Source organism: Streptomyces sp. NPDC111516 (assembly GCF_055635345.1).
Genome location: NZ_JBVKBV010000001.1, coordinates 142,191 through 153,774, shown reverse-complemented (window position 1 = coordinate 153,774; position 11,584 = coordinate 142,191). Strand labels below are relative to the sequence as shown.

Here is an 11,584-nt window from a genome sequence, read left to right as displayed (position 1 = left end):
GCTCGATGTCACTCCCCGGCCATCGGAGAGGTAGGGTCGGAAGCGGTCGGGGACATCTCATACAACTCGCCGGGGGAAACCCCGCGTACCTAACGAGGAGATCGGTTCGTGACGATCCGCGTAGGCATCAACGGCTTTGGCCGCATCGGTCGTAACTACTTCCGCGCGTTGCTGGAGCAGGGTGCGGACATCGAGATCGTGGCTGTCAACGACCTGGGTGACACCGCGACCACGGCACACCTTCTGAAGTACGACACGATCCTGGGCCGTCTCAAGGCCGAGGTCGGTCACACCGCCGACAGCATCACCGTCGACGGCCACACCATCAAGGTGCTCTCCGAGCGCAACCCGGCCGACATCCCCTGGGGTGAGCTGGGCGTCGACATCGTCATCGAGTCGACCGGCATCTTCACCAAGAAGGCCGACGCCGAGAAGCACATCGCGGGTGGCGCCAAGAAGGTCCTCATCTCGGCCCCGGCCAAGAACGAGGACATCACGATCGTGATGGGTGTCAACGAGGACAAGTACGACGCGGCCAGCCACCACGTCATCTCCAACGCCTCCTGCACCACCAACTGTGTCGCGCCGATGGCCAAGGTCCTCGACGAGAACTTCGGCATCGTCAAGGGCCTCATGACGACGGTTCACGCGTACACGAACGACCAGCGCATCCTGGACTTCCCGCACTCCGACCTGCGTCGCGCCCGCGCCGCCGCGGAGAACATCATCCCGACCACGACGGGCGCCGCCAAGGCCACCGCTCTGGTGCTCCCGCAGCTCAAGGGCAAGCTCGACGGCATGGCGATGCGCGTCCCGGTCCCGACCGGTTCGGTCACCGACCTGGTCATCACGCTGGAGCGCGAGGTGACCCGCGACGAGGTCAACGCCGCGTTCCAGAAGGCCGCCGAGGAAGGCCCGCTCAAGGGCAAGCTGGCCTACACCAAGGACCCGATCGTGTCCTCGGACATTGTCTCGGACCCGGCGTCCTGCACCTTCGACTCCCTGCTGACCATGGCAGAGGGCACGCAGGTCAAGGTCATCGGCTGGTACGACAATGAGTGGGGCTACTCCAACCGCCTCGTCGACCTGACCGTGTTCGTCGGCAGCCAGCTCTGACCGTCGGATCGGCAGGCACCTCGAAGTGAGCACGGGGCTCGAACAGCGCAACGCGGCGCCGTTCGAGCCCCGTTGCATGCCCTCTCGTCCTCCCAAGGAGTCCAGCAAGATGAAGACGATCGACGAACTTCTCGCCGAAGGGGTCACCGGCAAGCGCGTATTCGTCCGCGCCGACCTCAACGTGCCGCTGAGCGGCACCACCATCACCGATGACGGCCGCATCCGGGCCGTCCAGCCGACCGTGGAGAAACTCGCCGCGGCCGGTGCGCGGGTCATCGTCGCCTCGCACCTGGGCCGCCCCAAGGGCGCCCCGGACGCCGCCTTCTCCCTGGCACCCGCCGCCGCCCGCCTCGGTGAACTCATCGGCGCGGACGTGGCGTTCGCGACCGACACCGTCGGCGAGTCCGCCCGCGCCACGGTCGCCGCGCTCACCGACGGCAAGGTCGCCGTCATCGAGAACCTCCGCTTCAACCCCGGTGAGACGTCGAAGGACGACGCGGAGCGCGGCGCGTTCGCCGACCGGCTCGCCGAACTCGCCGATGTGTACGTGGGCGACGGCTTCGGAGCCGTGCACCGCAAGCACGCCTCGGTGTTCGACCTCCCGGCCCGGCTGCCGCACGCCGCCGGCGACCTGATCGCCACCGAGGTCGGCGTCCTGAAGAAGCTCACCGAGAACGTCGAGCGCCCGTACGCCGTCGTGCTCGGCGGCTCGAAGGTCTCCGACAAGCTCGGCGTGATCGACCACCTGCTGGAGCGCGCCGACCGCATCCTCATCGGCGGCGGCATGGCGTACACCTTCCTCAAGGCCCAGGGCCACGAGGTCGGCAGCTCCCTCCTCCAGGAGGACCAGATCCCGGCGGTGCTGGAGTACCTCGAGCGTGCCAGGGCGAAGGGCGTGGAGTTCGTGCTCCCCGTCGACGTCGTGGTCTCCGAGCGGTTCCCCGACCTCAAGGCCAAGGCTCCGACCGAGCACCGCACCGTGCCCGCGGACGCGATCCCCGCCGGTTTCATGGGCCTGGACAACGGCCCCGAGACCAACAAGCTGTACGCCTCGAAGCTCGCCGACGCCGTCACCGTCTTCTGGAACGGCCCGATGGGCGTCTTCGAGCACCCCGACTACGCCGAGGGCACCCGGGCCGTCGCCCAGGCTCTCGTAGACTCCTCGGGCTTCAGTGTGGTCGGCGGTGGCGACTCCGCCGCTGCCGTCCGCATCCTGGGCTTCGACGAGAACGCGTTCGGACACATCTCGACCGGTGGCGGCGCCAGCCTCGAATACCTCGAGGGCAAGACGCTTCCCGGCCTCGCCGCACTGGAGGACTGACCTTTCATGACCACCCGTACCCCGCTGATGGCGGGCAACTGGAAGATGAACCTCAACCACCTCGAGGCCATCGCCCACACCCAGAAGCTCGGCTTCGCGCTGACCGACAAGGACTACGACGCCGTAGAGGTCGCCGTCCTGCCGCCCTTCACCGATCTGCGCTCCGTGCAGACCCTGATCGAAGGCGACAAGCTGAAGATCAAGTACGGCGCCCAGGACATCTCGGCGCACGACTCCGGCGCGTACACCGGTGAGATCTCCGGCCCGATGCTCGCCAAGCTGAAGTGCACCTATGTCGCCGTCGGCCACAGCGAGCGCCGCCAGTACCACGGCGAGACCGACGAGCTCTGCAACGCCAAGGTGAAGGCCGCCTTCAAGCACGGCCTGACCCCGATCCTCTGCGTCGGCGAGGAGCTGGAGGTCCGCGAGGCGGGCGACCACGTCACGCACACGCTCGCGCAGGTCGACGGCGGTCTCAAGGACGTTCCCGCCGAGCTGGCCGCGTCGATCGTGATCGCGTACGAGCCGGTCTGGGCGATCGGGACCGGCAAGGTCTGCGGCGCCGACGACGCACAGGAGGTGTGCGGGGCGATCCGCAGCCGCCTCGCCGAGCTGTACTCCCAGGACCTGGCCGATGCGGTCCGTATCCAGTACGGCGGCTCCGTGAAGTCCGGGAACGTCGCCGAGATCATGTCGAAGCCCGATGTGGACGGTGCGCTGATCGGTGGCGCCGCACTGGACGCCGACGAGTTCGTCAAGATCGTCCGCTTCCGGGACCGGTGAGTATGCGGTAGCGCGGATCCGTCGTACCCTTGCGGGGGCCGAGGAGGGGTAGTCTCCCGGCCTCCGCTGTTCGCACATGCAGTCCAGAGAATTCCGGAAAGTAGGGACCAGCCGTGGTTTTGGCGTTCGAGATCGCCCTGATCGTCTTCAGCCTGCTGCTGATGCTGCTGGTGCTGATGCACAAGGGAAAGGGTGGCGGCCTCTCCGACATGTTCGGTGGCGGTATGCAGTCGTCCGTGGGCGGCTCCTCGGTCGCCGAGCGGAACCTCGACCGGATCACGGTCTTCGTCGGTGTGGCCTGGTTCGCGTGCATTGTTGTGCTTGGTCTGCTGATCAAGCTGGACAACTGACCCGTCGTAGGCGATTCCCGGTGAGGGTGTAACTCCTTTCACTGGACGCGCGTTGGGCCTTACGTAGACTGGGGCATCTTCGAGCACCATCACGCAGGGAGTTACGACCGTGGCAAGTGGCAACGCGATCCGGGGAAGCCGGGTCGGAGCGGGGCCGATGGGGGAGGCCGAGCGGGGCGAGTCCGCACCGCGCCTCCGCATCTCCTTCTGGTGCTCGAACGGGCACGAGACGCAGCCGAGCTTCGCCAGTGACGCGCAGGTACCGGAGACCTGGGACTGCCCACGCTGTGGTTTCCCGGCCGGCCAGGACCGGGACAGCCCGCCGGACCCGCCGCGCACCGAGCCGTACAAGACGCACCTCGCGTACGTACGCGAGCGGCGCAGCGATGCGGACGGCGAGGCCATCCTCGCCGAGGCCCTGGCGAAACTCCGGGGCGAAATCTAGTGCCTCTCACGGCACTGGTTGTTGTTCACCGGCCGGGCACCTCCGAGGTGCCCGGCCGGACCGCTTTTACCGTGCCGCAGCTCGCCGTCGTCTCGTCCACCCTTCTGATCAATTAGGTTGGAAGGGCAGCGGGGCACCTGCAGGCACGAGAAGAAGTGGGCTGATATCCGGGATGAATACACCAAGCCGAACCAGGCTCAACCAGACGCCCGAGTGGACCGCTCTGGGCAAGCACCGCGAGCAGCTCGGAACGACGCATCTGCGGCAGCTCTTCGCGGACGATCCGGAGCGCGGCACCGGATACACCCTCCGGGTCGGCGATCTCTACGTCGACTACTCCAAGCACCTGGTCACCGGCGAGACGCTCCGGCTGCTGCGTGAGCTCGCCGCGGCCACCGGGGTGGCGGAGCTGCGGGACGCGATGTTCCGCGGGGACAAGATCAACACCACCGAGGACCGCGCCGTCCTGCACACCGCGCTGCGTGCCCCGCGCGACGCGGTGATCGAGGTCGACGGCGAGAACGTGGTGCCGGCCGTGCACGCCGTGCTCGACAAAATGGCGGCCTTCTCCGACCGCATCAGGTCGGGGGAGTGGACCGGTCACACCGGCAAGCGCATCAAGAACATCGTCAACATCGGCATCGGCGGTTCCGATCTCGGCCCCGCCATGGCGTACGAGGTGCTGCGCTCCTTCACGGACCGCTCGCTCACCGCCCGCTTCGTGTCGAACGTCGACGGCGCCGACCTCCACGAGGCCGTGCGCGATCTCGACCCGGCCGAGACGCTCTTCGTCATCGCGTCGAAGACCTTCACCACGATCGAGACCATCACCAACGCCACCTCGGCCCGCAACTGGCTGCTGACCGGTCTGAGGGCCGATCAGGACGCTGTCGCCAAGCACTTCGTGGCGCTGTCCACGAACGCCGAGAAGGTCGCGGACTTCGGCATCGACACCGCCAACATGTTCGAGTTCTGGGACTGGGTCGGCGGCCGTTACTCGTACGACTCCGCCATCGGACTCTCGCTGATGATCGCCATCGGCCCGGACCGGTTCCGCGAGATGCTCGACGGCTTCCACCTCGTCGACGAGCACTTCCGCACCGCCCCCGCCGAGGACAACGTCCCGCTGCTGCTGGGCCTGTTGGGCGTCTGGTACGGCGCGTTCTTCGACGCGCAGTCGCATGCCGTGCTGCCCTACAGTCACTATCTGTCCAAGTTCACCGCGTACTTGCAGCAGCTGGACATGGAGTCCAACGGCAAGTCCGTGGACCGGGACGGCAATCCGGTCGGCTGGCAGACCGGCCCGGTCGTCTGGGGCACCCCCGGCACCAACGGGCAGCACGCCTACTACCAGCTGATCCACCAGGGCACCAAGGTCATCCCGGCCGACTTCATCGGCTTCGCCGAGCCCGTCGCCGACCTGCTGCCCGGTCTCGTGGCCCAGCACGATCTGCTGATGGCCAACTTCTTCGCCCAGACCCAGGCACTGGCCTTCGGCAAGACGCCGGACGAGGTCCGCGCCGAGGGCGTCGCCGAGGAACTCGTGCCGCACAAGACCTTCCAGGGCAACCACCCGACGACGACGATCCTCGCCGACCGGCTGACGCCGTCCGTGCTCGGCCAGCTGATCGCGCTGTACGAGCACAAGGTCTTCGTCCAGGGCGCCATCTGGAACATCGACTCCTTCGACCAGTGGGGCGTCGAACTCGGCAAGGTCCTCGCCAAGAAGATCGAGCCGGTGCTGACCGAAGGCAAGGGGGGCGAGCAGCTGGACAGCTCGACTGCCGCACTCGTTGCGGCGTACCGCGCCCGCAGGGGGCGCTGAGCCGATGACCACGGGGGAGCGGACGGTGCGGCTGAGGCCGCCGAACAACACTCTGGACCCGAGGGCCGTCGGCTGGTGGCGGGCCCAGTGGCTGCTGCTGACCGCGGTGCCGGTGGCCGTCCTGGCCGTGCTCGGCGCGCTCATCGAGCCCGCCCGTTTCTGGCTGCTGCTGCCCGCCGCGATCCTCGCGGTCCTCGGCGTCGGCTGCGCCGTCCTCTGCCCCCTCTGGTGGTTCCGTGCTCATCGCTGGGAGGTCACCGACGAAGCGGTGTACGTCAGAACCGGCGTCCTGCGACAGCAGTGGCGGATCGCCCCGATGTCCCGTATCCAGACCGTGGACACCGTCCGCGGCCCGCTCGAACAGCTCTACCGGCTCGCCACGGTCACCGTGACCACCGCATCGTCCAAGGGCGCGGTCCGGATCGAGGGGCTTGGCCACGAGCTGGCGGCCGAGCTCGCCGAGCGGCTGACCCGGATCACCCAGGACACCCCCGGGGACGCCACATGACCGCCGAGGCGGCCGTTTCCCCGGACGCCGGGGACGACGACCGCGCCGACGGCCCCGATACCGCCACCGACTGGCGGCGGCTGGACCGGCGTACGGTCCTCGTCAGCGCACTCGTCACGGCCGGGGTGGCGGCCGGTGCGGCCGCGCCCACCACGCTGGGGCTCTCCGGGCGGTTCGGCTTCGGACACGCGGTCGCCTGGGTGCTGGCCGGCGCGCTCCTGCTGATCGGCTGCGCCGCGGCCGGCGGCTACGTGACGTGGCGCCGCACCCGCTACCGCATCGGCGCCGAACGGGTCGAGCTCCACACCGGGCTGTTCCTGGTCAAGAAGCGTTCACTGGCCCGTGAGCGCATCCGCAGCGTCGACCTCACCGCCCATCCGCTCCAACGGGTCCTCGGTCTGGTCACCGTCCGCATCGGCACCGGCGAGCACTCCGGCGGCGAATCCACCCTGGAACTGGACCCGGTGCCCAAGGCCGAGGGCGAACGGCTCCGCCATGAACTGCTGGAACGTACGGCCACCGGCACTCCGGGCACCCATCGCGAAGGCGAACTCGTCGCCCTCGACCCGCGCTGGATCCGCTACGCACCGGTCTCGTTCGTCGCCCCCGCGCTCGGCGGCGCGGCGGCCGGTGCGGTGATGCAGGTCAGCGACTGGTTCGGAGCGCAGGGACAGGTGATCGACTGGGTCGGCGACCGGTTCCGGGACACCTCGCTGACGGTCATGATCGTGATCCTCGCCGTCGCAGCCGTGGCCGCCGGTGTCGTCGGCGCGCTCGGCCTGTGGGTCGAGATGTGGTGGAGCTACCGGCTGGAGCGCGAACCCGGCGGCACCCTGCGCATCCGGCGCGGCCTGCTGACCTCCCGGTCCGTCTCCATCGAGGAGCGGCGGCTGCGCGGCGTCGACCTCGTCGAACCGCTCGGCATCCGGTTCTTCGGTGCCGCCCGCGTCGACGCGATCACCACCGGGCTCGCCAAGGACGACGAGGAGCAGCACGGCGACCGCAACACCCTGCTGCCCGCCGCGCCCCGGCCCGTCGCCGACACGGTGGCCGCCGACGTCCTGCGCGAGACCACGTCCCCGACCGGCGTCCAGCTGACCGGGCACCCCTTCGCGGCCCGCGGCCGCCGGCTGCGCCGGGCGTTCTGGGCCGTCGTCGTCCCCGTATGCGTCCAGGCCGTGCTCGGCGTGCTGCTGACCCCCGTACTGCTCTGGACCGCGCTCGGCTGCGCAGCCGTGGGGCTGCCGATGGGGGTGTTCCTGGCCCGGGACGCGTACCGCGGTCTGGGGCATGCTCTCAGCGGCGACTACCTGGTGGTGCGGTCGGGCACGGTCCGGCGTTCGACCGCCGCGCTGGAGCGGGCCGGTGTCATCGGCTGGACGGTCCGCCAGACGTACTTCCAGCGGCGGTCCGGGGTGCTGAGCCTCACCGCTACGACGGCCGCCGGAGCGGGCGCGTACACGGCGTACGACGTGGACGCGAGCGAGGGCCTCGACTTCGCCTCGGAGGCCGTCCCGGGCCTGCTGGAACCCTTCCTGGAGCGCACCCCGGCGGCCGGCTAGGTCCTGTCCTGTCGATCTTCGTGGATCAGCCCGGGGCGTCTGGTGCGGTGCATCGCGAGGCGGAGGATCGTCCTCGTACTGGACGCACTTGGGTGACTCCGACAACGCGGCGAGGTGCCGTGCCAGATTCCGGGCCCGCGAAGATCGGCAGGACAGGACCTGAGCGCTGGATCGGCCGTGTGCCCTGCCGGTGACACGGAACCTGCTGCCCCCGGTGCCGGCCGACGCCACGAAATCCGGTCGTCGGGGTACGGCGCACCCGGTTCCATGCCATGTCACACCGCGGGCCCGGCCGCTCCAGGGAGCGAACCGGGCCCGGGCACAACGGTACTGACGTCCGCTCAGGGAGAGGCGGGCGGATACAGCGCACGCGGCAGCCGCGAGGCCGCCGTCGCGTCCAGCAGCCACAGGGTGCGGCTGCGTCCGTACGCACCGGCCGCCGGGGCCTGGATCTCCCCGGCCCCCGAGAGCGCGATCTCCGCGGCCTCCGCCTTGTCCTCACCCGCGGCGAGCAGCCACACCTCGCGCGCCGCCCGGATCGCGGGCAGCGTGAGCGAGACCCGGGTGGGCGGCGGCTTGGGGGCGCCGTGCACACCGACGACGGTGCGCTCGGTCTCCCGTACCGCGGGCAGTTCCGGGAAGAGCGACGCGACATGCGTGTCCGGGCCGACGCCCAGCATCAGCACATCGAACGTCGGCACCGGACCGTGGTCCTCCGGACCGGCCGCCGCGGCCAGTTCCTCGGCGTACACGGCCGCGGCCGCGTCGGCGTCATTGCCGCAGGGGCCGTCCGAGGCGGGCATCGCGTGCACCCGGGACGGGGTCAGCGGCACCGAGTCCAGCAGTGCCTCGCGGGCCTGCGTGACATTGCGCTCCGGATCGCCTTCCGGCAGGAACCGCTCGTCGCCCCACCACAGATCGAGCCGTGACCAGTCGATCGCGTCCCGGGCGGGCGCGGCGGCGAGGGCGGCCAGCAGGCCGTTGCCGTTGCGCCCGCCGGTGAGGACCACCGAGGCGTAGCCGCGGGCGGCCTGGGCGTCCACGATCCTGGTGATCAGCCGGGCCGCGGCGGCCTGCGCCATCAGCTCCTTGTCGCGGTGCACGACAAGCTGAGGGACACTCACTTCGTCGCCGCCTTCTTGGCCGCCGTCTTCTTGGCGGCGGCCGGAGCGGCGGCGGTCCCGCCGGACTTCGGCTCGGCAGGCTTCTGCTCCGCCGGTCCGCCGAGCTTCTCCACGCCGAACTTCACCGTCGCCTCATAGGTGTTGTCCGGGTCCAGGCGCCGCAGCTCCTCGGCGAGCAACTCGGCGGTCTCCCGCCGCTTGAGCGCCACCGCACGGTCGGGCTGGCCCTGCATCGAGAGCGTGGCCAGCGAACCGTCCGGCCGGTCCAGGACGATGACACCGTTCTTGGTCTCCATCCGCACGGCCGTCAGACCGGGGCCGGCGGACAGGGTGCGCTCCACCGGGACCTTGAGCCGGTCCGCGAGCCACATGGCGAGCAGCTCACAGCTCGGGTTCTCCGACTCTCCCTCGACCGTCGCCGAGACGAGCTCGACGTGCTGCTGGTCGAGCGCGGCCGCCAGCATCGAGCGCCACGGCGTGATGCGGGTCCAGGCCAGGTCGGTGTCGCCCGGGGTGTACGACCGGGCGCGCACCGCGAGTTCGTCACCCGGGTTCTCCGAGGAGTACGCATCGGTGATCCGGCGCTGGGCGAGCGCGCCCAACGGGTCCTTCGCCGGATCGTCGGGTGCACCCTCGGGCCACCAGACCACGACCGGGGCGTCCGGCAGCAGCAGCGGCAGGACCACCGACTGGGCGTGGTTGGCCAGCTCGCCGTGGAGACGCAGGACGACGGTCTCGCCGGTGCCCGCGTCGGATCCGACCCGCACCTCGGCGTCGAGCCGGGCGTCCCGGCGGCTGCGCGGCGAGCGGCTGACCCGCTTGATCACCGCGATGATCCGGGAGGGGTGCTCGCGCGAGGCGTCGCCGGCCGACTTGAGCGCGTCGTACGCGTTCTCCTCGTCGGTGACGATGACCAGGGTGAGCACCATGCCGATGGCGGGGGTGCCGATGGCCCGGCGGGCCGACACCAGTGCCTGGTTGATCTTGCTGGAAGTGGTCTCCGTGAGATCGATCTTCATGGCCGACGCCAGCTCCGTCCGTCTCGTGCGAGCATCTCGTCCGCCTCGGCCGGGCCCCAGGTGCCCGCCGGGTACTGCGCGGGCTTGCCGTGCTTGTCCCAGTACTCCTCGATCGGGTCGAGGATGTTCCAGGAGAGCTCGACCTCCTGGTGCCGCGGGAAGAGGTTGGCGTCGCCGAGCAGCACATCGAGGATGAGCCGCTCGTACGCCTCCGGGCTGGACTCCGTGAAGGACTCGCCGTACGCGAAGTCCATCGTGACGTCCCGGACCTCCATCGAGGTGCCGGGCACCTTGGAGCCGAACCGCACGGTCACGCCCTCGTCCGGCTGGACCCGGATGACCAGGGCGTTGCCGCCCAGCTCCTTGGTCGCGCCGGACTCGAAGGGCAGATACGGGGCGCGCTTGAAGACGACCGCGATCTCCGTGACCCGGCGGCCGAGCCGCTTTCCGGTCCGGAGGTAGAACGGCACGCCCGCCCAGCGGCGGTTGTTGATCGTCAGCTTGATCGCGGCGAAGGTGTCGGTCGTCGACTTGGGGTCGATGCCGTCCTCCTCCAGATAGCCGAGGACCTCCTCGCCGCCCTGCCACGCGTGCATGTACTGGCCGCGCACCGTGTGCTTGCCCAGGTCCTCAGGCAGCTCCACCGCCGTGAGCACCTTGAGCTTCTCGGCGACCAGGGCCTTCGGGTGGAAGGAGCCGGGCTCCTCCATGGCCGTCAGCGCCAGCAGCTGGAGCAGGTGGTTCTGGATGACGTCGCGGGCGGCACCGATGCCGTCGTAGTAGCCGGCCCGGCCGCCGATGCCGATGTCCTCGGCCATCGTGATCTGGACGTGGTCGACGTACGACCTGTTCCAGATCGGCTCGAACATCGTGTTGGCGAACCGCAGCGCCAGGATGTTCTGGACCGTCTCCTTGCCCAGGTAGTGGTCGATCCGGAAGACCTCGTTGGGCGGGAACACGTCGTGGACGATCTGGTTGAGCTCCTGCGCGCTCTTCAGATCGTGGCCGAAGGGCTTCTCGATGACGGCACGCCGCCAGGAACCCTCCTTCTGGTCGGCGAGCCCGTGCTTCTTGAGCTGCTGGACGACCTTGGGGAAGAACTTCGGCGGCACGGACAGGTAGAAGGCGAAGTTGCCTCCTGTGCCCTGTGCCTTGTCGAGGTCCTGGATCGTGGCCTTCAGGGTCTCGAAGGCCTCGTCGTCGTCGAAGTTGCCCTGGACGAAGCGCATCCCCTGGATGAGCTGCTGCCAGACCTCTTCGCGGAACGGCGTACGCGCGTGCTGCTTGACAGCGTCGTGGACCTCCTGTGCGAAGTCCTCGTCGTGCCACTCGCGGCGCGCGAAGCCGATGAGTGAGAAGCCCGGCGGCAGCAGGCCGCGGTTGGCCAGGTCGTAGACGGCGGGCATCAGCTTTTTACGGGACAAATCGCCCGTGACGCCAAAGATCACCAGGCCCGACGGTCCCGCGATGCGCGGGAGCCGTCGGTCCTGCGGGTCACGAAGCGGGTTGGCTCCGGGAACACCAGACAAGG

General features: G+C 69.5%; 11 protein-coding genes. 8 read left to right on the top strand and 3 right to left on the bottom strand.

What is annotated here, in order from left to right:
- Positions 1 to 108 precede the first annotated feature (108 nt).
- From gap to ACZ7L9_RS00710, 8 genes are all read left to right on the top strand, one after another.
- Positions 109 to 1,116 carry a type I glyceraldehyde-3-phosphate dehydrogenase gene (gene gap / locus ACZ7L9_RS00745; protein WP_471411251.1) on the top strand — a complete coding sequence of 336 codons (1,008 nt, stop codon included), beginning with the start codon at positions 109 to 111 and terminating at the stop codon, positions 1,114 to 1,116.
- A gap of 109 nt (positions 1,117 to 1,225) precedes the next feature.
- Positions 1,226 to 2,437, top strand: a complete 1,212-nt coding sequence (locus ACZ7L9_RS00740) for a phosphoglycerate kinase (RefSeq protein ID WP_471411249.1) — start codon at positions 1,226 to 1,228, stop codon at positions 2,435 to 2,437.
- A gap of 6 nt (positions 2,438 to 2,443) precedes the next feature.
- Entirely contained in the window at positions 2,444 to 3,220 is a 777-nt protein-coding gene (gene tpiA / locus ACZ7L9_RS00735; protein ID WP_471411247.1) for a triose-phosphate isomerase, read from the top strand.
- Between the two features lie 113 nt (positions 3,221 to 3,333).
- Positions 3,334 to 3,570, top strand: a complete 237-nt coding sequence (secG, locus tag ACZ7L9_RS00730) for a preprotein translocase subunit SecG (RefSeq protein ID WP_471411245.1) — start codon at positions 3,334 to 3,336, stop codon at positions 3,568 to 3,570.
- A gap of 109 nt (positions 3,571 to 3,679) precedes the next feature.
- A complete protein-coding gene (locus ACZ7L9_RS00725; protein WP_072483070.1) occupies positions 3,680 to 4,015 on the top strand; it encodes an RNA polymerase-binding protein RbpA in 336 nt (111 codons plus the stop codon).
- A gap of 172 nt (positions 4,016 to 4,187) precedes the next feature.
- Positions 4,188 to 5,840: a glucose-6-phosphate isomerase gene (gene pgi, locus ACZ7L9_RS00720; RefSeq protein WP_471411243.1), complete on the top strand. Its 1,653-nt coding sequence runs from the start codon at positions 4,188 to 4,190 to the stop codon at positions 5,838 to 5,840.
- A gap of 4 nt (positions 5,841 to 5,844) precedes the next feature.
- On the top strand, positions 5,845 to 6,348 hold the full coding sequence (locus ACZ7L9_RS00715) for a PH domain-containing protein (protein ID WP_471411241.1): 504 nt from the start codon (positions 5,845 to 5,847) through the stop codon (positions 6,346 to 6,348).
- Positions 6,345 to 7,910, top strand: a complete 1,566-nt coding sequence (locus ACZ7L9_RS00710) for a PH domain-containing protein (RefSeq protein ID WP_471411239.1) — start codon at positions 6,345 to 6,347, stop codon at positions 7,908 to 7,910. The genes ACZ7L9_RS00715 and ACZ7L9_RS00710 overlap by 4 nt, the downstream gene beginning before the upstream one ends.
- Positions 7,911 to 8,251: 341 nt before the next feature.
- On the opposite strand, the gene pgl is transcribed toward ACZ7L9_RS00710, so the two are convergent.
- The 3 genes from pgl to zwf are packed head-to-tail and all read right to left on the bottom strand — an operon-like array spanning position 8,252 to position 11,582.
- The gene (gene pgl, locus ACZ7L9_RS00705; protein WP_471411237.1) at positions 8,252 to 9,034 is read right to left on the bottom strand and encodes a 6-phosphogluconolactonase; all 783 of its coding nucleotides are present in this window, start codon (positions 9,032 to 9,034) and stop codon (positions 8,252 to 8,254) included.
- A complete protein-coding gene (opcA, locus tag ACZ7L9_RS00700; protein WP_471411235.1) occupies positions 9,031 to 10,053 on the bottom strand; it encodes a glucose-6-phosphate dehydrogenase assembly protein OpcA in 1,023 nt (340 codons plus the stop codon). The genes pgl and opcA overlap by 4 nt, the downstream gene beginning before the upstream one ends.
- Positions 10,050 to 11,582 carry a glucose-6-phosphate dehydrogenase gene (gene zwf / locus ACZ7L9_RS00695; protein ID WP_471411233.1) on the bottom strand — a complete coding sequence of 511 codons (1,533 nt, stop codon included), beginning with the start codon at positions 11,580 to 11,582 and terminating at the stop codon, positions 10,050 to 10,052. The genes opcA and zwf overlap by 4 nt, the downstream gene beginning before the upstream one ends.
- Between the last annotated feature and the right edge of the window lie 2 nt (positions 11,583 to 11,584).